This window comes from Chloroflexia bacterium SDU3-3 (assembly GCA_009268125.1).
Lineage (GTDB): Bacteria > Chloroflexota > Chloroflexia > Chloroflexales > Roseiflexaceae > SDU3-3.
The window spans coordinates 52037-75343 of sequence record WBOU01000017.1; the positions used below are offsets into that span (position 1 = coordinate 52037).

The 23307-nt window shown below is 67.2% G+C and carries 11 protein-coding genes and 1 pseudogene; 6 read left to right on the top strand and 6 right to left on the bottom strand.

The genetic code is table 11. From position 1 onward, the window contains the following. Positions 1–143 precede the first annotated feature (143 nt). Both F8S13_22340 and F8S13_22345 read left to right on the top strand, forming a co-directional pair. A pseudogene (locus F8S13_22340) lies at positions 144–263 on the top strand (hemagglutinin). A 4444-nt stretch (positions 264–4707) separates the two neighbouring features. Beyond that, the gene (locus tag F8S13_22345) at positions 4708–5019 is read left to right on the top strand and encodes a hypothetical protein (GenBank protein KAB8140747.1); all 312 of its coding nucleotides are present in this window, start codon (positions 4708–4710) and stop codon (positions 5017–5019) included. A gap of 4647 nt (positions 5020–9666) precedes the next feature. Here F8S13_22345 and F8S13_22350 read toward each other — a convergent pair. The 5 genes from F8S13_22350 to F8S13_22370 all read right to left on the bottom strand — a co-directional run bounded on the left by F8S13_22350 (position 9667) and on the right by F8S13_22370 (position 16376). After that, entirely contained in the window at positions 9667–10377 is a 711-nt protein-coding gene (locus F8S13_22350) for a hypothetical protein (GenBank protein ID KAB8140748.1), read from the bottom strand. A gap of 774 nt (positions 10378–11151) precedes the next feature. Then, on the bottom strand, positions 11152–11820 hold the full coding sequence (locus F8S13_22355; protein ID KAB8140749.1) for a hypothetical protein: 669 nt from the start codon (positions 11818–11820) through the stop codon (positions 11152–11154). 18 nt (positions 11821–11838) lie between these two features. After that, entirely contained in the window at positions 11839–12279 is a 441-nt protein-coding gene (locus F8S13_22360; protein ID KAB8140750.1) for an NAD(P)-binding protein, read from the bottom strand. Between the two features lie 3 nt (positions 12280–12282). Then, entirely contained in the window at positions 12283–14145 is a 1863-nt protein-coding gene (locus F8S13_22365; GenBank protein ID KAB8140810.1) for a hypothetical protein, read from the bottom strand. Positions 14146–15194: 1049 nt separating this feature from the next. Further along, positions 15195–16376 (bottom strand): beta-lactamase family protein, encoded by a 1182-nt coding sequence (locus F8S13_22370; GenBank protein KAB8140811.1) that lies wholly within the window; start codon positions 16374–16376, stop codon positions 15195–15197. A gap of 1108 nt (positions 16377–17484) precedes the next feature. Between F8S13_22370 and F8S13_22375 the strand changes: the two genes are divergently transcribed. From F8S13_22375 to F8S13_22390, 4 genes are all read left to right on the top strand, one after another. After that, the gene (locus F8S13_22375) at positions 17485–17784 is read left to right on the top strand and encodes a hypothetical protein (protein ID KAB8140751.1); all 300 of its coding nucleotides are present in this window, start codon (positions 17485–17487) and stop codon (positions 17782–17784) included. 1135 nt (positions 17785–18919) lie between these two features. Next, positions 18920–19681 carry a hypothetical protein gene (locus F8S13_22380; protein ID KAB8140752.1) on the top strand — a complete coding sequence of 254 codons (762 nt, stop codon included), beginning with the start codon at positions 18920–18922 and terminating at the stop codon, positions 19679–19681. A 337-nt stretch (positions 19682–20018) separates the two neighbouring features. Further along, positions 20019–21173: an NERD domain-containing protein gene (locus tag F8S13_22385; protein ID KAB8140753.1), complete on the top strand. Its 1155-nt coding sequence runs from the start codon at positions 20019–20021 to the stop codon at positions 21171–21173. 106 nt (positions 21174–21279) lie between these two features. After that, entirely contained in the window at positions 21280–22500 is a 1221-nt protein-coding gene (locus F8S13_22390) for a hypothetical protein (protein ID KAB8140754.1), read from the top strand. On the opposite strand, the gene F8S13_22395 is transcribed toward F8S13_22390, so the two are convergent. Then, entirely contained in the window at positions 22487–23101 is a 615-nt protein-coding gene (locus tag F8S13_22395) for a hypothetical protein (protein KAB8140755.1), read from the bottom strand. The two genes, F8S13_22390 and F8S13_22395, sit on opposite strands and share 14 nt — an antisense overlap. Positions 23102–23307 lie beyond the last annotated feature (206 nt).

A 23307-nucleotide genomic window follows, 5' to 3' on the forward strand; every position in this document is an offset into this window, starting at 1 on the left:
GAAGTGGTAGGAAACGCATTGTAGTGCCAAACATGCTAATAGTTTAACCCGCGCCCCCTTAATGCTAATCCGCCGTGCCACCGCCAGTACGTCGCTCACCAAACCCTCCGACAGGCATGGCGCAATCGCAGCCAGCACAGAAGCCCGTACCTCCTCATCCCCGATTCCCCATGCCACCGCCAACTCCTCACCCCACACCGCCCTTTGCTCCCCTTCCGGTAGGTAGGACGCGATCACCACCAACGCCTTCGCCCGCTCCCCCGCATCCCTGATACCCCGTGCTACCGCCAACACCTCGTCCACCTGGCGATCCGGTAGGTATGGCGCGATCGCCACCAACGCTTTCGCTCGCTCCCCCTCGGCCCCAATCCTCCGTGCCGCCGCCAGTGCCTCGCCCCACACCGCCCCTTGCTCTCCCTCCGGCAGGTACGACGCAAGTCCTACCAGTGCCTTCGCCCGCTCCCCCTCGGCCCCAATCCTCCGTGCCGCCGCCAGTGCCTCACCCCACACCGCCCTTTGCTCTCCCTCCGGCAGGTGCGGCGCAAGTCCTACCAGCGCAGAAACCCTCGCTCCTTCGTTCCTAATCCCCCGTGCCACTATCAACGCCTCGCCCACTAAATCCTCTGGCAGATGCGGCGCAAATCCCGCCAAGGCTTCCGCCTGCGCCCACTCGTTCCTAATCCCCCGTGCCACTATCAACGCCTCGCCCACCAAATCATCCGGCAGGTGTGGCGCAAGTCCCGCCAAGGCTTCCGCGCGCACCCTCTCGTCCTCAATCGCCTGTGCCACCACCAGCGCCTCGCCCACCAAATCCTTCGGCAGGTGTGGCACAAGTCCCGTCAGTGCCCTTGCCTGTGCCCACTCGTCCTCCCCCCCGCGAGAAACTGCCAACGCCTCGCCCCACACCGCCCTTTGCTCTCCCTCCGGCAGGTGCGGCGCAATCCCTGCCAGCGCTTCCGCCCGCGCCCACTCAGACTCAATCCCCCGTGCCACCACCAACGCCTCACCCACCAAATCCTTCGGCAGGTGTGGTACGATCCCCGCCAGCGCTTCCGACTGTGCCCACCCGTCTTCCCCTCCACGCCAAATCGCCAACACCTCACCCCACACCGACGCTTGCTCCCACTCTGGCAGATGCGGCGCAGTCCCTGCCAACACTTCTGCCCGCAACCACTCAGACTCAATCCCCCGTGCCACCACCAACGCCTCACCCCACACCGCTCCTTGCTCTCCTTCCGACAAGTGTGGCGCAATCTCTGCCATAGCCTGCGACCGCAACCCCTTGTCTCCGATGCCTCGCGCCGCTGCCAAGGCCTCACCCCACACCGCTCCTTGCTCTCCTTCCGACAAGTGTGGCGCAATCCCTGCCATAGCCTGCGACCGCAACCACTTATCCTCCTCCCTCCGCACAATCGCTAACGCCTCACTCCACACCGCTCCTTGCTCTCCCTCCGACAGGTGCAGCGCAAAACTCGCCAGTGCTTCCACTCGCGCCCTCTCGGTCCTGATCCTCCTTGCGACATCCAACGCCTCGCTCACCAACTCCTCCGGCAAGTGCGGCGCAATCTCTGCCAGTGCCTTAGCCCGCAGCCACTCGGACCCAATCCTCCGTGCCGCCGCCAGCGCTTCACTCCACACCGCTCCTTGCTCTCCCTCTGGCAGATACGGTGCAAGTCCCGCCAAGGCTTCCGCACGCGCCCACTCGGCCCCCATCCCCCGTGCCGCCGCCAGCGCCACGCCCACCAGGCATTCCGGCAAGTGCGGCGCAAGTCCCGCCAGCACTTCTGCCCGCAACCACTCGTTTCCGATACTCCATGCGACATCCAACGCTTCGCTCATCAACATCTTAGGCAGGTGCGGCGCGATCGCCACCAGCGCCTTAGCCCGATCCCCCTCACTCCCGCTCCCCCTCGCCATAGCCAGCACCTCACCCCACACCGTCCCTTGATCCCCTCCAAGCAGATGCGGCGCAAGGCTCACCAGCGCAGAAATCCGCGCCCACTCGTCCCAAATCCCTCGCACCCTCCCCAGCGCTTCGCCCACCAAACCTTCCGGCAGGTGTGGCGCGATCGCCACCAGCACCTCAGCCCGATCCCGCTCGAACTCAATCCCCTGCGCGATGTTCAGCACTTCACCCACCAGACCCTCCGGCAGGTGTGGCGCGATCGCCACCAGCACCTCAGCCCGACCCCGCTCGAACTCAATCCCCTGTGCGATGTTCAGCGCTTCGCCCACCAGACCCTCCGGCAGGTACGCCGCAAGACCCACCAGCGCCCGAGCCCGAGCCCGCTCGTTTCCAATCCCCTGTGCAACGTTCAGCGCTTCGCCCACCAGATCCTCCGGCAGGTGCACCGCAAGCCCTGCCAACGCCTTAGCCCGAGCCCGCTCGTTTCCAATCCCCCGCACCATCGCTAATAGTGCAACCATGTCCATAGCCACACCATTTTCTGCCAGCGCCTGAATGGTTTCCGCTTGCATCTGTTCATCTGGCATCTGGCGAATGTGCTCAAGCGCGGCAGGAAAACTCCACTTCCCCTCGGACGTCCCGACCGTCACCAGTCCGACGATGAGTTTGGATGAGAGATTGCCGCTCAAGCTGCGGATACTCGCTGCAATCAGCGCGCACCGAATCACCAACACCAGATCCTGCTGCTTTTCGGCATGCCCCCACAACCGATCAAGGTCCGTCAGGTACCCCGCATAGCTCCCCTCTGCCGCGTAGCGCGCTGCTGCCCAGGGCTGTACGGTGCGCATCTGCACCACTACGGCCTTGGTCAGCACCATGCGCGCCTTGTCCCACGCCCCCGCCGCAACCAGATGGGCCACCCAAAACTGACGCAGGTAGGTTGAGATCGACTGGTCCTGCGGGTCACGGCAGTATGCCGCGTAGCACTGCTCCCCATAGGCCACAAAGCGGGCCTGAAGCTCCTCGCGCTCATGCTGGAGCAGCACCCGCTCGCCAAACAGCTCGCGCAGGCGCGGGTGGCTGAAGACATAGCCTAATGCTTCCGTCCCATCCCCGATGAGCACGCGTGCGACCGCGCCAGCGGTCTGCTTCAGCCCCGCGCCGTGCGGGAACACCTCGGGCGCAAGCGCGGCAAGATCATCACTGGTCAGCGGCCCCAGCGCCACCGCGCACAGCCCCAGCAGCGTGCGAATGCCCGCGTGCTGCGCGCTCTTCGCCTCCAGATCCGCAAGCCACTCCTGCACGAACGCCTCTAGCCCTGGCGTCATCACGGTCAGCTTCTTTGGCTGGAGGTCGCCGTCCCTGAGCGCCTCAATCAGCATGCGGATGGTCAGCGGGTCGCCCGCGCTGATGCGCCCGATCTCCTTGATAAAATCGACATCGGTGGCAAGGTCATCGAGCGGATTCCCCATGCGCAGCAGAATATCCTGCACCGCCGCATCATCTAGACCCGCCAGCGGCACCCGCCACACCAGATCCTTCCGCCAGTCCAGATCCCGCAGCCAGTCGTTCAGGGTTTTGTGGGCAACCTGCCGCGCGGCGCAAACCACCCGCAGCCGCGCGGGCGGCGTGCGTGGGAACAGTCCAGCCCTTAATTCCCAACTCACCGCCTCATCCAGCCCATCGAGCACGAGCAGCACCTGCTGCCCCTCCGGCGGCGGGCGGCGCAGGTAGTCCGCACTGATGGCCCGCAGATCCTCGGGGGTCTGGCGGTAGCCCTCGAACTGCGCCTGCTCGCCATGGATGGTCGCCAGCGCGAGACCCAGGGTCCGAAACACCACGTCGGCGGCGGCGGTCTGGTAGCGGATGCTGATCGGCACGAAGATGACCTGCCACCCGCCGCGCACGTGTACCTGGATGGCCCACTGGATGAGCAGCGCGGTCTTCCCGCGCCCGGTGGGGGCCAGTAGCAGCGCGTAGGGCGTCTCCCCGTGGAGGAAGGCATCGAGCTGGGCCAGCTCCGCCGCGCGCCCGCCGAAGATCTCGGTGTAGGTCTCCAGCATCGAACGCACCTGGGGGCGGGAGCTGAAGGGGAAGGGCTGGACCAGCGCCTCAATCGGCGTGGTCGGCGCGGGGCTGGGGGGATATGTGGGAGCAGGTGAGGGCGGGGACGAGGGCAGGGCAGCAGGGGCCATATATACCGGGCCGGTTGTGTTGATCACATTTCCATCCACCTGCCAGCTCAGCTGATTGAATGGTGCAGCGGACCCATGCGCAAGGGCCGCAGCGTTCGGCAAAGGCGTCACAGCGGGAGCAACGTCATCTGGGTGGCCATCGACGATCTCCCCCCAGTCGCGCAACACGGCCTTGATCCGCGCGATCTCGGCGCGGGCGTGGTCTCGGGTAGATATCTGCCCCGGTAGCGCATACGCCTCGCCCTGCTGCGCGATCTGCCGCAGCACCGCTGCCAACGTCGCCCGGTGGTCTGCCAGCCGCCGCCGCTGCTCCTGGATACCCTCCGCTCGCCCCATCATGTACCTCGCTCCCACTCAGTCACTTCCCCAGTCCCACGCATGCCATCCGCCATACCGCATCTGTGCCTATCATAGCCCATGGAGATGTGGCTTGGAAAGATGGGAACGCGCGAGAGATCGCTACCCACCGGCCTTCCCCAACGTGTTCATCTTCGCACCATCAGTGGTACGGCGGTGGTGCCGAGGGCATGGTAGGCTCATCGCATACAAGGATCTGTCAGGTGTCGGCAGCGCTGGGTGCGCGGCCACGCCAGAAAGGATACCTCTATGCGCCAGCTCCTCCCGCGCTTCACCCGCATCACCAAAACCGCCGCCCAGTCCGCCGCGCCGACATTTACCTGGCGGCCCAGCGTGACCGACGAGCGCACCGGCCTCGCCGTCGCGGCGACCCTGCTCGTCGATGATCGCCCCTGCACGGGCACCTCCTGCCAGGTGCCATCCGACGGCCAGCCGCACCTCCTGCAGGTGCGGGCGGCAGGCTATCAAGACTGGGAGCTAGGGATACGCGCACGGCTCGCGCCTGGGCGGGTGTTCAGCGGGCCGGTGCGACTGCGCGCGACGAAGAAACGCGGGGTGTAGCGGCCTACGGCCAGCACGCGGCTACCTCGCGCACCGCGCGGACGATCTCGCCCTGCTCCTCGGGCGTGGTGAGCACGGCGATCCACGGCATGAGCGCGGCGAGGTTGTTGAGGAGATCCGAGCGACCTCGTGTGGTGAGCACGCGCAGCAGCGGGGTGAAGGTCGCGCGGGGACGGCGCTGGGATGCATAGTACCCCGCGATATCCGGGAGCACCGGGCTGCGGTCCCACACCCCATCGGTCCCCTGCGCCGCCGCCAGCGCCTCGTCCCACACCGCAGCCTGCTCGCCTCCGGACAGGTGCGGCGCGACCCCCGCCAGCGCGTTCGCCCGCGACCACGCATTGCTGATCGCCCGCGCGGCTGCCAGGGCCTCGGCCCACACCGCAGCCTGCTCGCCCTCCGGCAGGTGCGGCGCGACCCCCGCCAGCGCACCCGCTCGGTATTTCCCACCCTCGATCGCCCGCGCCATGGCCAGCGCCTCGCCGACCAGCGCCATCGGCATGCGCGGCACAACCTGGTTCAGCGCCCACGCCCGCGCCTCCTCGTGCTCAATCGCGCGCACCACAGCGAGCGCCTCACCCCGCGCCATCGGCAGGTGCGGCGCGATATCCGCCAGCAGCCACGCCTGCTGTTCCTTATCGCCGATCTCCGGCGCGACGGCCAGCATATCGGCCCACACCGCCGCCCGCTCGCCCTCCGGCAGATGCGGTGTGATGCTCGCCAGCGCCTGCGCCTGCGACCGCTCGCCCCTGATCGTGCGCGCCGCCGCCAGCGCCTCGGCCCACACCGCCGCCCGCTCGCCCTCCGGCAGGTGCGGCGCGACCCTGGCCAGCACCCGCGCCCGCGCCTCCTCGTCGTTGATCGCCCGCGCCGCCGCCAGCGCCTCGGCCCACGCCGGCTGCTGCTGTCCCTCGGGCAAGTGCGGCGCGATGCCCGTGAGCGTAAGCGCCCGCGCCTCGGCGTGGTTAATCTCGCGCGCTGCGGTCAGTGCCTCGGCCAGAAGTGCCTGGGGCAGGTGCGGCGCGACCGCCGCCAGCGCATCCGCCCGCGCACGCTCGCTTCCGATCCCCCGCACCATGGCCATCGCCTCGGGCACCAGCGCCTCGGGCAGGTGCCGTGTAATATCGTCCAGCGTATCCACCTGCAACCACTCGTTGCCGATCGTGCGCGCGACGGCCAGGGTCTCGGCCCACGCCGCCGCCTGCGCGCCCTCGGGGAGATGCAGCGCGGCTGCCGCCAGCGCCACCGCCTGCGCCCGCTCGCCCCTGATCCTCCGCGCCACACCGAGCACCGCGCCCCACACGGCTGGCTGCTGCCCCAGGGGGAGGTGCGGCGCGATGTCCTGCAGCGTCTCCGCCCGATCTTCCTCGTCCTCGATCATGCGCGCGACGGCCAGGGCCTCGGCCCACACCGCCGCCCGCGCGCCCTCGGGCATGCGCGGCGCGACCCTGACCAGGGCGTCGGCATGGGCCGATGGATCCCCGATCTCGCGCACTGCGCTCAGCGCCTCGGCCACCAGTACCTCGGGCAGGTGCGGCACTATCTGGGCTAGCGCCTCGGCCCGCGCCCACTCGTCCTCAATCTCGCGCACTGCGCTCAGCGCCTCGGCCACCAGTACCTCGGGCAGGTATGGCGCAATCTGGGCCAGCGCGTTCGCCCGCAACCACTCGCTGCCGATCTCGCGCACTGCGGTCAGCACCTCGGGCAGGTGCAGCTCGGGCAGGTGCGGCGCAACTTTTGGCAGCACATCCGCCCGTACCACCTCCTCCTCGATCGCCAGCGCCATCGCCAGCGCCTCGACCACCAGCGCCTCGGGCAGGTGCGGCACGGCTGCCTCCAGCACATCCGCCCGCTCACGTTCCTCCCGGATCTCCCGCGCTGCGGCCAGCGCCTCGGCCACGAGCGGCTCGGGCAGGTGCGGTGCAACCCCAGCCAGCACGTACGCCCGCGAGACCTCGTCCTCGACCACCAGCGCCATGGTCAGCATCTCGGCCACCAGCGCCTCGGGCAGGCGCGGCGCAATCTGGGCCAGCGTCCGTGCCCGCGCCCACTCGCTGCCGATCTCACGCGCCACAGCCAGCGCCGCGCGTGAGACCGCCGCCTGCTGTCCCACGGGCAGGTGCGGCGCGACCACCGCCAGCGCCTTCGCCCGCTCCTCCTTGGATGCGATCCCCTCGGCTGCCGCCAGCGCCTCGGCCCACACCGCCGCCTGCGCGCCCTCGGGCATGCGCGGCGCGACCCCGGCCAGCACCATCGCCCGCGCGTCCTCGCCCCCGATCTCCCGCGCCACGGCCAGCACCTCGGGCACCAGCGCGGCGGGCACGTGCGGCACGATCTCTCTCAGCGCCATCGCCCGCGCGCCATCGCCCCCGATCGCTCGGGCCACGGTCAGCACCTCGGGCACCAGCGCGGCGGGCACGTGCGGCGCGACCCCAGCCAGCGCCGTCGCCCGCGCGTCCTCGTTTCGCATCCCCCGCGCCACAGCCAGCAGCAGCCGCCGATCGAACGCCGCACCGCTCGCCGCCAATGCCTTCATGGCCTTCGCCTGCTGCTCCTCATCCGGCATCTGGCGCATGTGCTCCAGCGCTACCGGGACGCTCCACGTCCCCTCGGGCGTGCCGACCGTCACCAGCCCGACGAGGAGCGCGGGCGAGAGATTGCCGCTCAGGCTGCGGATGCTTGCCGCGATCAGCGCGCACCGGATCGCGAGGACGATGTCCTGCTGCTGCTCCGCATGCCCCCACAGCCGGTCGAGGTCGGTCAGGTAGCCCGCGTAGCTGCCCTCTGCTGCGGAGCGCGCCGCCGCCCAAGGCTGGGACGCATGCCCGTGCGCCGCCGCAGGCGCGGTCAGCACCGTGCGCACCTGCTCCCACATCCCTGCCGCAACCAAGTGAGCCACCCAAAACTGACGCACGTAGGCCGGGATCGGGTGGCCTTGAGGATGGTCGCAGGATGCGGCATAGCACCGCTCGCCGTAGGCCACGAAGCGCGCCAGCAGATCCGCGCGCTCGTGCGCCGAGAGTACGCGCTCGCCAAACAGCTCGCGCAGACGCGGGTGGCTGAGCACATACCCCGCCGCCTCGCTCCCGTCCCCGATGAGCACCCGCGCCACCGCCCCAGCGGTCTGGCGCAGCGCCGCGCCGTGCGCGAACAGCTCGGGCGCGAGCGCGGCGACATCGTCGCTCGTCAGCGGCCCGAGCGCCACCGCGCACAGCCCCAAGAGCATGCGGATGCCCTCCTGCTGCGCGCTCTTCGCCTCCAGTTCCGCAAGCCACTCCTGCACGAAGGCCTCTAGCCCTGGGGGCATCGCGGTGAGCGCGTTCGGCTGGATATCGCCGTCCCTGAGCGCCGCAATCAGCATGCGGATGGTCAGCGGGTCGCCCTGGCTGATGCGCCCGATCTCGGCGAGCATGTCCACATCGGCGGCGAGCACATCCAGCGGGCTGCCCATGCGCGCCAGGATATCCTGCACCCCCGCGCGGTCCAGCCCATCGAGCGACAGGCGCTGCGCCAGCTCGCTGCGCCAGCCCAGGTCCGAAAGCCAGCCCGATACCGTCGTGTGCGCGATCTGCCGCGCGGCGCAGACCACCCGCAGGCGCTCGGGCGGCGTGCGCGGGAACAGCCCGGGCTGCATGGCCCAGCCCACCGCCTCATCCAGCCCATCGAGGATGAGCAGCACCTGCTGCCCCTCGGGCAGCGGGCGGCGCAGGTAGGCCGCGATCATCGCCCGCAGATCCTCGGGGGTCTGGCGGTAGCGGTCGAAGGCGGCCTGCTCGCCATGGATCGTAGCCAGTGCCAGCGCGAGGGTGCGAAACACTACGGTGGCGTCGGCGGTCTGGTAGCGGATGCTGATCGGCAGGAAGATCACCTGCCACCCACCGCGCGCGGCGACCTGGATGGCCCACTGGATGAGCAGCGCGGTCTTGCCGCGCCCCGTGGGGGCCAGCAGGAGCGCGTAGGGGGTGCCCTCGCGGAGAAAGCTGTCGAGCTGGGCCAGCTCCGCCGCGCGCCCGCCGAAGATCTCGGTGTAGGTCTCCAGCATGGAGCGCACCTGCGGGCGGGCGCTGAACGGGAACGGCTGGATGAGCGCGTCGATCAGCGCGGGCGGCGCGGCGGGGACGAGGTCGCCCGGGTGGTCCTCGACAACCTCCCCCCAGCCGCGCAGCACGGCCTTGCTCCGCGCGATGGCGGCGCAGGCCTCGTCGCGGGTGGCGACCTGGCCCGGAAGGGCATCGGCCTCACCTTGCTGCGCAATCTGCTTCAGCACCGCTGCCAGCACGGCGCGGCTGCGCCCCAGCTGCTCCCACTGTCCCTGGATATCCTCAGATCGCCCCATGGCCTCCCTCGCTCCTCAGTCGCTTCCCCATGCCCGCGCATCACCGTTGGGCGCGACGTATGCCCCCGCACGGCGACCCATATGCGTATCATAGCCTATGAATGTGTGGTTTGGAAAGATACGGCACGAGCTGCGGCTGCACTCTTCGAGGGCAGCCGCACCCACAACCCTCAGCAGGGGACAAACAGCATCGCACCGCTGCGTAGCGCAACCAGCGCTACTGCGGGGACCACCGAATCGATAGGCAAAACGGAGCCGACCGCTGGCCAGCTCCGCCCTCCACCCACCCCCATCGCATGCAGGGAGCCCGGCTAGCGCTGGAGCAACGGCAGGAACACCCGCTCCTCGGGGGCCACTGCGCCGCCGCAGGTCGCGCTCAGGCAGGCCAGACTCAGCACATAGCTGCCCACCCCGCCATTCTGGCTCGCGGCCACCACCGTGTAGGTGTCATCATCCGGCAGCAGGCAGCGCCCAATCTCGGTGGTGGCGCTATAGCTTGCGGCGCTGGAGCAGAGCCGCGTCCCATCGCGGTCAAACAGCGAGATCTGCGGACGCGCCGCGCCGGAGACCACCCCCATGCGCAGCAGCACCGTGCTGCCGCCCGCCGCGCGGAGCGTCCACGTGCCCAGGCTCGCCGCGTGCCCCAGCGCGCCGCTCGCGGTGCGCCCGAAGTACAGCTCGCGCGCCTGCTCCGGGGCATTCAGCCGCTGGAACGACACCCCGAACGCGCCGGTGAGCACCTGGCTCCAGGGCGTCACCACCACCGTATAGGTGCCCGTGCGCGGGATCAGGCACGGCCCCGCCTGCGCGATCACCGCATAGGTGTAGTCCTCGCAGAGATTCACGCCATCGTCGCCAAAGACCCGCACCTGCGCCCGCATGCCCGACGGGGTCGCGCCCATGCGCACCAGGAGCGCGTCGCCCGCCGTCGCCGCCACCGCGTAGGTGCCCAGGCCGCCGGTCACGGTGAATGTGTCTGTGGCCACCACCCCCGGCAGAAGCGGCACGGCGCGCGGGCGCATTGACGCGCTACACCTCGACCTCGTAGCTTCCGGTCCGCACCTGGCTGAAGACCGAGAGCAGCAGCGTGTAGCTCCCCGTGCTCGGCAGCAGGCAGCTCTCCAGCTCCACCACCGCCCCGTCAGGGCCATAGAATGGGGACAAGACGCGGTAGCGGGGGCGGAAACACAGCGCGGCAGGCCAGCGCATACCATTCAGCATGCGCTGGCCTGTCAACCGCAGTTGGGAGCTGCCATCAGGGCCGCGCTATTGTAGCACATATATTCTACATCAACGCCCTATCTCGCTGGGTGCGATCTGCTCTTCCCCCGCGCTAGGACAACCAGCGCACCACCGCAACGAGATCCATGCCGAGCTGCGCTGCCGATGAGCGGGCACGGAGCAGCGGGCGCTGCGCCGCAGACGCCGCCGAGCCCACCGAGCCGCTCGACATCGGGGCATCCTGCCTCAGGTCGTGCGAGGCCCTGCCTCGAAGGACGTGGCAGACGGCAGCCACCGCTCCGCACACCGCGCCGCCTCCCGTCTCGCAGCTTTATGTCCTGTTAACCCATGCCATGGGCCAAAGAGGCGGACTGCGCCGCCCGGCTGCCCACATCGATCACCTTCTCCGCTCGACCCAACAGCGCACCGCTGTGCTCAACTGGTCTCAGCAGGGCCGCCGCTGCAACACACCCAGCGGCCACGCCCGCGCCCCATGGCCGCGCTACGCCATCGGGACAGGCGCATACCGATGCTGGGCCAAGCGCCGATCACACGGCGCGAGCCTGAGGCTGCGCTTACCGCCAGGCGACGCTCGCTCCAGCGCGGCTCACCCTACGCGCCCAAAAGGGCTGGTCCGCATACCGCCTGACGCTCGCATAGGCCGCCGCCAGGTGCGCCTGGTAGCGCGCAGACACCGACCTCATCTCCGCCACATAGGCCTCGCGCGCCTGGGGCGCACCCGCGAACTGCGCCTCGATCGCGCGGGCGGCGCTCTCCGCAGAGGCCAGGGCGTGGAAGAGCCCTTGCGAGGAAAGCGGGTCGAAGGCAAGCAGCGCGTCGCCGATGGCGAACACCCCCGGCGCGCGCTGCGCCAACCCATCGAGATCGAGCGCCGCGCTCCCGGCAGGGCAGCAGCGCACCGGCGCGGCGGTGTCTGCACCCTCCCCCAGGGCAGCCGCGATCAGCGGCTGCCTGCGCGCCCGGGCAACGAGCTGTGCGGCGGTGCCCAGATGGCGCAGATCCGGGTCATCGCGATCAAGGTGAAACGCCAGCACACGGTGCCGTGATGGCACGCGGACGGTATACCACCACCCGCCCGCCTCGGCGCACAGGCGCGTGCAGCGGTCCTCGTCATCGGGGGCGGCCCGCAGGTGCGCATACAGACAGACCAGGCGCGTATCCCGCTGGCGCGCTAGGCCGAGCTGGCGCGCCAGCGCCGCGCCCCGCCCGCTGGCGTCGACCACGACGGGGGCGCGGTGCCGCTACCCGCCCGCCGCCAGCGAGATCTCCCAGCAACCGGCGTGGTGCGCGACCCCCACGCGACCGCAGCCCGCAACAAGCGCCGCGCCCGCGGCACCGGCAGCCGCGCGCAGGCTGGCATCGAAGCGCGTCCGGTCCAGATGCCAGCCCGGTCCGTTTGGGTCGCGGAGCGCATCAAACCAGACCGGCTCGCGCTGGTCCCACTGCGCAACGGTCGCCCCGCGCTCCTCATGGCCATCGGCGAGAAAGCGGTCGAGCAGCCCGAACCGCTGCAGCAGCACGCGCGCGGCCCCCGGCAGCGACTCGCCGATGCGCAGCGCGCCGGGCGCGGCCCCCGCCGCGGCGCGGTCCAGCAGCAGCACGCGGTGCTGCGGGCGCAACCGGCAGGCCAGGGCCGACCCTGCCGGGCCCGCGCCCACGATGATCACATCCCACCCTCCCATCGCTCACCCGCCTGACCTGGGCGTGCCCTGCCGCGCGACCTGGCGCATGCGCGAGTCCGTGCGCTGGCGCTCCTCCTCGCTCAGGGCGGGGCCGCCGCAATCCTCCACCTGCATCACCGGGGGGAAGTCCGGGTCGTTGGGAACGCCCGGTCGGACCACGACGATCCCCTGCCGATCAAAGTGCTCGACCATCGTCTGCAGCTGGTGCTCGTAGCCCGCGCCGAGGGTGCGGTCCCAGTCCGCCCGCTCGTGGAAAGCGGCCAGGCGCTCCTCGCGCGGCAGCGAGCGGTCCATCACCTTGTCGTAGTTTTCTTTGCTGAGCACCTGATTGGGCACACGCGCGGGCCAGAAGGTCGGCAGGAACGGGTCGTACTTCGGGTCGTACCCCGAGCGGCAGCTCGCCGTGTCGGTCTGCCAGGGTACGGCCATCCAGCGCGTGATCGAGCCCGCAAACTGGCCATAGAGCGGCCCGTTGTAGGACTGGGCCTCATCAGGGGTCAGCGTCGTACCGTAGTCGGGCTCGGGGTCATCGGAACCGCGATGCCGCCAGCGATACGGCTCGCTATACATAGTCGCATGGCGCACCGGCCACGTCATCTCGCAGCCCGGGTGAAACGCGTCGGCCAGGCAGAACTCCAGCGCCGCCCGATCGAGCATTGCTGGCTGCTGCGCAAGATCCACCGCATCGATCGAGCACGGCGGCGTCGCAAGGGGATTATAGTCGGCGATAAAGTGGCCCTCCGCCCAGCGGTCGAGCAGCGCCAGCTGGGTGCGGGTGAGCGCGTTCATCGCCCGCTCACTGGGCGGCATGGGGACATCCATCGCATCGCCGTAGACCCACGGCCACGGCTTAAGGGAGATGTCGTGGTCCTCTGGATTGCGGAACGCGCTCGCCACCGTGCGCCGCAGCTCGGCATAGGTGCTACCCGGCATCGCCAGCTTTGCCAGGTAGTCCGGCGCAAGAAAGTGCTGCGGCATGCCGTAGCCAAAACTGGCGGCGAACCCAGCATTGACCCACTGCAGATCGCACATAGCCGTGAAGATCGGCAGCAGATCGTGCTGGAACGATGGCAGCGTCAGGGCAGGCAGCTGCCCAGACTGGATCGCGAGGTCGGTCATCAGAGCGTACATGGTCCGCACCGATTTGATCTGCGGGCCATAGTTCGGCGGCCCCACCACCACCCATGCCGGTGCCACCGGGATCTCCCGCCCATGCAGCCGCACCGTCGCGGTCACCGGCCCATCGCTGGTGTCGTCATACCAGCCGTCGTTATTGGCGAAGGTGGTTGGCGGCGTCTCGTCGAAGGAGCCAGATTTCCCGTGGCCGCCAAACACGTGCAGGCGGCCCGCCTCATCGGTCCGCAGCTCGCCCAGCGGCACCGGTATGTGCCGAAAGGTGCCGCCATCGAAGTGATACTTTGTACCATGGGTCGCCGCCGCGCTGATGCTACGCGCGCCGGGGAGGATATCAAGCATGCTGCGCTGCGCGCCTTTGATCTGGGCGTTGCGCCGGGTCGAGGGCGTGGCGGTGGCGGCCTCGGGGATATCCAGCGCGATCTCGAAGTTGTACCAGCTCGCCTTGCGGTTCGCGAGCTCCACGGTCCATTCGATCTCCACCCCCGCTCCCATGTGCAGCTCGCACAGCACCTGGCCATCGCCGCTATACCCATAGATGCGGAACTCCGCAACCTCGCGCTTCAGCGCCCCGGCGCTATCACGATAGGCACCGTGCAGCAACGGCGGGGGCTCAAGCACCTGAGGACCGATGTAGTAACCGTCGGGGTCGGTCGAATTGCCAACCCGAGCGATGCCAATAGCGGGGTGGATCTTTGCATAGGCGACGTCTTTGAGCCGTTCACCGTGCATGCTCATTGCAGCTCCTTGCGGCGGCCCCAGCGCGCACACTCCCAGCATTCTGGGTCTACCGCCCTCTGTGTCTGACACCAACCAACAGATCGAACGATTCCGATGCCCCAGGGGAATCGCGGCATGCTGGCCGCGCTCACGCAGCGGCCAGGGCCGTGTGCCGAGGCAGGGCGTGCGAGAGACCGCACCGACGCAGGGTGAGCCGACAGCTGGCATGCCGCAGGAAGCGCGACGCACGATAAGGCAAGCGGTCGGAAAGGGTACGATGAGCGCTTCGCAAAGAAGCCTATAGGAAGGAACCGGGCGGCATATGCCCCATGCTGCGCAGGCGGACGATCAGCAACCAAACGCCGCAGATTCGCACCCACCTGCACGGTACTATTAATAGGGTATAGGGCTTCCCAATGATCTACGGCTATTATACACCGCCGTCAAGCGCGCATCTGCGGCGCAGACCCACGCAGGCTTCGCCCATGCGCCACTGCTGGTGTGGCGCATGGGCGAAGCCGGGGCGCGATACGTGCATCGCATACAAGGATACGTCAGGTATCGGCGGCGCAGGGCGATAGCGATCTGCCAGAATGGATACGACCATGCACCATCTCCCCCGCGCTCCATCTGCCAGAGCAGCGCGCGGCCTTCTGCACGATGCCGTGCGCCAGGGGACGGGAGGCCGAGGCTCCGACGAGCACAACCGCCGCCGCACGCTGGTCTGACTCGCCACCACGCGGCAGCCCCCAGTCCCACACCGGCTAACTGCGCGCCCTGGCGCTGCCGCAGGAGACCGTAACGCGCGGAGCAGCATGGCAGGATACCGCTACCGCCCCCGCCACGTTCGTGAGGAGAGGAGCAGACACGCGCGGGGGCGCTTGCCTGAGCCACCCCGCGCTGCTGCACCCATCTCTCTCACCGCCACTGCCATCCACCCCCATGGCCAGCCCGCGCGGGCGCATCTTTCTCATCTCAACAATGAACGGCCCTCTCACCATGAGGTGCTGGTTCGTCAGCGCAGGCGGCATGGCGCGCCGTCTGCCCCCATAGGCCGCCGCCTAATCATCAATAGCCGCATAGGCCGACGTCCAGAAATCGCTCCAGCAGCGTGGGCCGCCCGGCGAGCTCCAGGCAACCTGCGTCATCAGGACACCGATCAGATCCTCCTCAGGGTCGGCGTAGGCCGAGGTGCCAAGGCCGCCGTCCCACCCGAAGCGGCCCGGCACCGACCAGGCATCGGTGCGCCTAGTCGCGACGGCGATACCAAGGCCCCAGCTGCTCTTGTCCTGAAAGAACACCTCGGCCCCGGCGCGCTGCGCAGGGGTCAGCTGATCGGTGATCATCGCCGCGACGGTGGGCCGCGCGAGGATGCGCTCGCCGCCGCGCTTGCCCCCGCCCAGCAGCATCTGGAAAAACGCGAGGTAGTCGTCGACGGTCGAGACCAGGCCCCCGGCCCCAGATTCAAACGGCGGCGGACTCGCCCACTGCCCGCCCTCGGCGTCGTCGTAGCAGGTCAGCGCCCCGGTGGCAGCATCCACCTCGTAGCTGGTCGCCAGGCGATCGCGCTGGTCGGCTGACACAAAAAAGCCGGTGTCGCGCATCCCAAGGGGGTCGAAGATCCGCTCGCGCAGAAATGCGCCCAGCGGCTGGCCGGACGCGCGGGCGATCAGGACGCCGAGCACATCTGCGCCGACATTATAGAGCCAGCGCTCACCCGGCTGGAAGAGCAGCGGCAGGCTGCCCAGGTTGCGCATCCACGCGTCAGGGGCGGGCGTCAGCGCAGGCTGAGGCGGACCATCGCCGCCGATCCGCAGCTCGCGGATCGACCGCTGGATGGGATAGCGTCCCGGTGCCGCCATGACGGTGCCGATGCCCAGCCGGAACGTCAGCAGATCGCGCAGCGTGATGGCGCGGTCGGCAGGCACCGTATCGTCAAGCGGGCTGCCGATATGTCTCAGAACTCGCCGGTTTGCCAGCTCGGGCAGCAGCTCATCCACCGGATCATCCAGCCGCAGCTGGCACGCCTCCACCAGAATCATCGCGGCGACCGCGATGATTGGCTTGGTCATCGACGCAACACGAAAGATGGTGTCGCGCTGCATCGGCGGGCCACCGATCGCCCGTGCGCCAACCGCGTCGACAATAACCTCACCACGGCGCGCCAGCAGCGTCACCGCCCCAGGGATCGCCCCGCGCGCAACATGGCCAGCCATGACCCGCCGCATCGCCCCTAGACGCATGGTCGAAAATCCACCGCTCACCTTGCACCCTCCTCTCCAGCCACGCGAACCGTGCCCATCAGGTCGGCACCGATAAAACGGCTCGCAGCGATACCCATCTGCTCTCGTGCACAACCACGGACATGCACAGCCATCTGACTAGGTAGATCATATGTTCGACATGCAACCCTGTCAACCCAACCGCGCTGATCGCGCATCTAGGGGTTGCCACCCGCCCACCGAACCAAGACACCGTGCCAAGAGATCTGCCAGGCGTGCCTCGCGACCGATAGAGGCACCCTTCCGCCGATGGAGCACGCTCCACCCGGCGCAAGATGATCCCTCCATCATACGGTTGAACCATCGATGGCCCTGCCAAAAATTGCCGATAATTTCCGAACACGCCTCGGCCTGCTGCCTGGATATTCATCTGGTAGCAAACAACCGCTACCGCACATGCAAAGGAGCTTCCTATGGCAACACGATTACGTATCATGGCGTGGAATATTGCGGAGGGGCGCTACCCGAACCGTGACGCGAACGCCGCACTGCCCGACATCGCCGCACAGATCCGGGCGCTCAGCCCCGATCTGGTACTGCTCAACGAGGTGAAGAACGAGCGCGGCTGGCCCTATGGCAGCGGCGTCAATCAGGTCGAGCAGCTCGCGAGCCTGACCGGGATGGCGTTCCGCCACTGGGGCAACACCACCGCCACCGGTCTGACCGGGCATACGGCCGTGGGGGTGCTCTCCCGCTATACGCTCGGCGCGGCGGTGATGCACCCGGTCATCTTCAACGGCGACGAGACAGCCTTTGCCACCATCGAGACATCGATTACGGTCAATAACGTCACCCACCGTATGCTCTCGACGCGCTTTGCCCCCAGAATACGCCCGAGCACGAGCAGGAGAACCCGGCGGGCATCGCGCAGGCGGCCCAGCTCATCCGCGGGTGGGGGACGGCAACCCCGATCATCTTCGGCGGCGACTTCAACGCGAAGCCGGAGTCGGCTCAGATCCAGCAGTTTATCGCCACCAGCAGGCTGCGCGATGCATTTGCCGATCTCCCCGACCCCGCGATCTGCGACGCCAACAACCGGATCGACGACCTGTTCTACGCCGGGAGCTATGTGGTCCGGCGGCTTGAGCAGCGCTGCCCCTGGGGCGACACGCCGCCCTCGGACCACGCCTATGTCTACGCCGAACTGGAGTGGACTGGCCCCACCGAGCCGACCGAGTGCCAGACCATCCGCGGGCGGATCAGCCAGCTGAACACGCGGCTTGGCGATCTGCGCGAGCAGCAGTTCTATCTGGACCCCGAAGACCCGCTCGACCGCGAGCTGATCATGCAGATTCAGGAGCAGATCGAAGAGGTCAATGCCGAGATCGCGAAGCTGCGCAAGCGCTCAAGCGAGCTGGGGTGCGCGTGATGACCGCCCCACGAGGGATGCCTATTCATTTCGATAGGCATCCCTCGGGAACATGCTCCCGCAGAACACGGCAAATCGAAGGAATCTGGCATCCCATGCCGACGCCATTTCTGCCACCGCGTCATCCCTCCACCCCACTCACGTGGGGGCCTGAAGCAATGGCGGTGCTCAGTCCGAGGGTATGTGGCACGGCCAGGGGAGCATAGCGGCGGCGCAGAGCATCCCCACCGCCCTCTCACGGCTGGCGGTAGGCATCGGACTGCGCCTGCGCGCCGTGCAGGTTGGACCGTACGACCGCACCTCGCAGTACCACATCCGCCGAGATCGTTTGAAGGCGGAGGCTGATCGGCACGACCATCATCGGCTACTGCTCAGGCTGCTGCACCTGCACCACCCAGTAAATCAGCTGCGCGCCCTTCCCTGGCGAATCAGGGCCAGCGGCAGTATATAAGGTCAGTCGCCTGCGGGGAAGCCATTCAGCGCAACTAGCGGGGCATCGCACCCGCCGAAAATAGCCCTATACTCATCGACCACACGCAAAACCCCACCATGGAAGTGCGGGATGACCATGCACGCAACCATCATCGATACGGCGCGGTTGATGGGCAGCATGCTGTGGCTACCGCGTGCAAACTGATCGGCGGTTGGGGGAGGCATGACCCACCGCAGCGCGTAGGAGCACCATGGCATGCACTGGTGGTCACCATAATCACCACACGCATGCCATCACACCCCGCACCCTCGGATGACACGCCTCCCGTGCCTCTCCGTGCGAAGCACCCAGGCTATACTCGTTTATGTAGGCAAAACATCACACCCCAACGATCCGCACTGAGCAGAACGGAAAGACCCGCCATAGGCGCTACCTCCTTTCACGGCGATATCACCGCCGCCTTTCTCAATATGGGCGGCACCATCTCGAACGGCAGCCTCATCACCGCCGAACCGGAGGCCAGCGCGTCCTGGGCACGGCCACCGCCCGCCTCGCGCAGCTGTACTGAGAACGCCACATTTGCGCGCAACACCTCGCTCCATATATCTCAAAATGCTCAACATACACCCATAAAGGTCTGCAACCTCTAGAACTACCAAACGTATCTCTGATCAATCCATCTGACGCATAGGAGCACCACCGATGGCCACATCCGACGATATCCAGGACCAGCAGCAGCGGCTACGTATCAACCGTCAGACCCTGGCCGACATGCTCCGCCAGCAGGCCATCCAGGGATCAGCCTACGCCCTGCCCGGCCTGCTCGCGACCATCCGCGAGACGCGCCAGCAGATCGCCCGCATCAAGGGCATCCTGCGCGCCTGGGGCGTCTCGGTCGAGAATCACCCCGACGACGAAGACCCCATGCGCACGCCGAGCAGCATCACGCAGGCTCCCATTACCCCATCACCGGCAGCAGGAAACTCCTACCACTTCCACGGCACCGTCAACGCAGGCAAGATGAACCTCGGCGGCACCGAGACCATTCAGCATGAGGAGATCCCCATGGGCGACACCTACCAGAACGGCGACAACTTCACGGGCGCGAACTTCAGCGGGGCCATCGTCAACATCCGCGCGACGCTCTCCAACGTCACCCAGTCCATTGGCAGCATGCCCCACGGCTCTGCCGACGACAAGCAGCAGCTCGCTACCCTCGTCGAGCAGCTCCGCAAAGCACTGGAGACCGCCCCTGCCGAATCCCAGGAAGATGCTGAGGCGGTCGCCGATCTGGCCAAAGACCTCCTCGACAAGGCATCCAAAGCCACGCCCAACAAGAAAACCATCACCATCAGCGCGGAGGGTCTCAAACAGGCGGCAGAAAACCTCGGGGCCGCCCTGCCCGCCATCCTCCCACTGGTGCCTCAGATCATCCAGGCCGTCCAGAAGATGCTGCCCGCCTAGCCAAGAGCGCACAAAGCCGGAGTCGCCACGTGCAGATCCCAAGCGACCCTCGGTGTTTGGGCGGCTCATCGCTGACATGCTCGGGTTTATCCACAGCCGCATTCAGGGCAACGCAAGGTCAAGGATGCCCCACAACCCACCAACACCCCGGATTTGGCTCATACCCTCTGACGGCTCGCCATCTAGAAGGCCACACAACCCGCTCGCCCCAACACAACGCCGCAGCAGCCTGGACACCCCTCCGGCGCTGTGGCATTGTGTTGCCCCCCTTCCCTTTTGGGCGCTTGTCCTTATAATAGGCAGGAAGAAGCCGCCTGCAAAAACACCTACAGGTTCGATGAATCAACAAGAACCACCAAACAACACCACGCTCACGCTCGCCCAGGCCCGCGCGGTGCGCTGGAATAGGCCGCATCACGAGCGCACAATCGGTGACCTGCTCGATGAGGGGATACTCAGCCATAACGACATCGTATGGGGAGCCGAGAAGGCCTACCGCAGCGACCTCAGGGCCGCATGCCAAGTCATCCTCGCCGCGCACAAACGCCCCCCTGCAGCCGCCACCCGCACCACCCCCACCGATACCAATCCCAGCGCGCCCAGCGCAGCCCGGCCACCCGCCCCATTCCCCACCATCGACAAGAAGCCGGTGACGACACAGTCCGCCCATCCCCCCGCCGCGCCGCCCCGCTACGGCCCGCGCGTCATCCAGGCCAGCGACTACCTCAGCGAGAAGAAAGAAGAGCACTTTGGTCTGACCATGTACGGCTCGGGGATGGGCGTGATGATGATTATCTACGGCATCGCATCCGCCATCTCCGCACTAGCAAAGGGCCAGCCGATCGACTGGGTCTCGATTATCGGGTTCCTTGCGGGGCTGTGTATTGTAGGGTGGTACATCTACCAAAACGGGCGGAGGTGGCGCATAGTTCACCTGGGCCTCGAAGGTGAGCAGCGCATCGTCGACCTGCTGCGCAACGCCCTCGACAGCCGCTGGACGATCTACCGCAATCTGAAGCTGCCCAACCGCGTCGCCGATCTCGACCTGGTGCTCGTCGGCCCCGGCGGCGTGTGGGCCGTACAGGTCAAGGCCTTCCGACCCGCCGTGCGCTACGCGGGCGGGCAGTGGCAGTACCACGCTGGCCGCGCCTGGCGCACCATCGACCCGCGCCAAAACCCCGCCAAGGTCGCGGGCCAGGCCGCCCAGCTCAGCCAGTTCCTCGCCAAACATGGCATCCAGCGCTGGGTCGAGACCGCCATCGCGCTGGCCGAGCCGGTGCCCGAGCGCGACGTGCAGGACTCGGCCATCCCCGTCTGGCTCCCCTACACGATCGAGCAGCGGGCGCGCGCCCTCCGCACTAGGTCCGAGCCAGGCGGCCAAGAGCTGGCCCAGATCAACCAGCTCCTCGAAACCCGCGCCGCCGAGCAGCGCGCCATCGAGGACGACCGCATCAGGCGCGGCAAACCGCTAGATGACAAGAAGGGCGCATAGACGCGGCCAACTGCGGCACACCCTCCGCAGATAGCACGAGCGCATCCACCCCTCAGCGGAAAAGCTCGGAGCGCAGGAAACCCGCCTGTATGGAGAGCCCACACCCATGGACCACGAACCGCCAGCCACCCGCGATGCAGACAACGCTATGTCAGCGGCAGACCGAACGATCGTACAAACCCTCTCCAATCTGCTTGCGGAGGGGGAGCGGTTCGCGCACAAGCTGGCCCAACGACGCTTCAACCCATTCCGCACCGCCGAAGAACGCACCGCCTTCATGCACCGCTACGAGGACTGGTATGCCCGCGGGATGTCAGCGCTGCCCGCCGATCTCCAGCCCCACTTTGAAGACCGCTTCGGCGTGCTCGCCGCTATCCCTTCTGACTGGATGACCTTCCGCTCAGAACTGCCGCTCACGCTCCAAGACCAGCTCACCGCGCTCCGCAGCGCCCGTCGGCGGCGGTGGGTACCAGAAACCGCATACCCCGCTATCCACCGCCTCATCGCCACGATCTGCCGCACCACCTATCATGCCGAGCACACCCTTGATGATCTCTTCCTTGATGGTCACTGGGAGCCTGGCGCATACCTCCCCCCCTTCGACCCCTCGGAATCGGCCATGGAGCATCGCGCGCGGGGCTGGCTCGACGGGCTGCTGTTCTTCGCCCCGGCAGATGAGCGACGGGCGCTCCGAGCGATCTGCACGCTCCTGCGCACCAAGCCAGGGCGCGCGCAGGGCTATCGCGCGGCGCTCGATCAGGCCCTGCAGCAGCTCTCCGCGCCCACCAGCACCCCAATGCCCGCGCAAAAGCGCGCCGCGCCGCCTGCGGCGGGGCCGATCTACCACTTCCACAGCCCGATCCACGCGGGTAAAATCAATCTCGGCGGCACCGAAACCATTCAGCATGAAAAGATCATCATGGGCAGCAGCGTCGGTGGCGCGGCCTTCACGGAGGATCTCGCCGCCACCTACGCGCCGTTGCGCAGCGCCACGCAGGCCATCGGCAGCATGGCCCACGGCTCCGCCGATGACCGGCAACAGCTCACCGCCCTCGTCCAACAGCTGAGCAGCACACTCATGGCCGCCCCGGTCGACGCGCAGGAACACGCCGAGGCGATCGCCGATCTCACCAGCGATCTGCTCGGCAAGGCCGCCAAAGAGCAGCCCAACCGCACGCTCATCACAATCAGCGCGGAAAGCCTCACGCAGGCGGCAGCAGCCGTTGAGGACACCCTGCCCGCTGCGCCCCCGCTCGTCCGCCACATCGTCCAGGTCGTCCAGAACATACTATCTCCCGAGCAAGGAACAGCGATCACCCTTTTTTGAGTGCCTGGAGTCGCTGAACCCACTCTTTTCCAAGCGCGCTAAGCGCCACATAGGCTGCAAGATCAATTTTCATATCATCCTGAATCTCGCCAATCGTATGCGCATTCAGCATCTCAATCAAGCCAAGATAGCGTAATCTCCGAAGCTCTGTCCGAAGATTATGATTCCCAAGATAGTTCGCCGTCCGGTTAGCGGCAAGGTTTTGCAGATGCGCCTGCTCAGAGCGAGGAATGAGCAGCGGAATAATATCCGCAATCTGCTGGATGCGCGCTTCCTGGTCGATCTGTTTTTCTTTGACCTCCTCAAGCACCTGCATCTCTACCTTCACCCCCCCAGCCTCAAGAAGCTTGAGTCTTCGCAGGTAATCAGGACGGATGATGATGAGGCTCAGTGCAGTGGTGAAGACGATAAAGAACAGGCTCGCCGCATCGAGCCGCTGGTCGGTCTTGAGATAGCCAAAGATAACCCCGCAGCTATACACAACCGCCATGCTCATCACCAGCAGACCGCCTATGAAGCGAAGCGCCTGACCAACCCCATGAACAATCCTAGCTTGATTGATATGGATCATGACATGCCCTCCGATGAAGCCTTCTTCCACGCATCACACAACACACCGTCTGTTCTGACAGCGTGCCACATACACATATCAAGAAAACCATACTGCGCATTTGGGTTACTGTCGAGACTCAGAGAAGACATCTTCACTTTTTGAACGACAAAACATCCACCAATGGGGAAGCCACATTCCTACCACTCAGCACCCATCTTCGGGATGCCACCATCATGCCCATGGCCCCCAACCGA

Coding starts and splice junctions, on each gene's coding strand:
- F8S13_22345 (KAB8140747.1), top strand. CDS start 4,708: ATGCGCCAGCTCCTCCCGCGCTTCACCCGCATCACCAAAACCGCCGCC.
- F8S13_22380 (KAB8140752.1), top strand. CDS start 18,920: ATGGCCACATCCGACGATATCCAGGACCAGCAGCAGCGGCTACGTATC.
- F8S13_22385 (KAB8140753.1), top strand. CDS start 20,019: ATGAATCAACAAGAACCACCAAACAACACCACGCTCACGCTCGCCCAG.
- F8S13_22390 (KAB8140754.1), top strand. CDS start 21,280: ATGGACCACGAACCGCCAGCCACCCGCGATGCAGACAACGCTATGTCA.
- F8S13_22370 (KAB8140811.1), bottom strand. CDS start 16,376: ATGCGTCTAGGGGCGATGCGGCGGGTCATGGCTGGCCATGTTGCGCGC.
- F8S13_22360 (KAB8140750.1), bottom strand. CDS start 12,279: ATGGGAGGGTGGGATGTGATCATCGTGGGCGCGGGCCCGGCAGGGTCG.
- F8S13_22365 (KAB8140810.1), bottom strand. CDS start 14,145: ATGCACGGTGAACGGCTCAAAGACGTCGCCTATGCAAAGATCCACCCC.
- F8S13_22350 (KAB8140748.1), bottom strand. CDS start 10,377: ATGCGCCCGCGCGCCGTGCCGCTTCTGCCGGGGGTGGTGGCCACAGAC.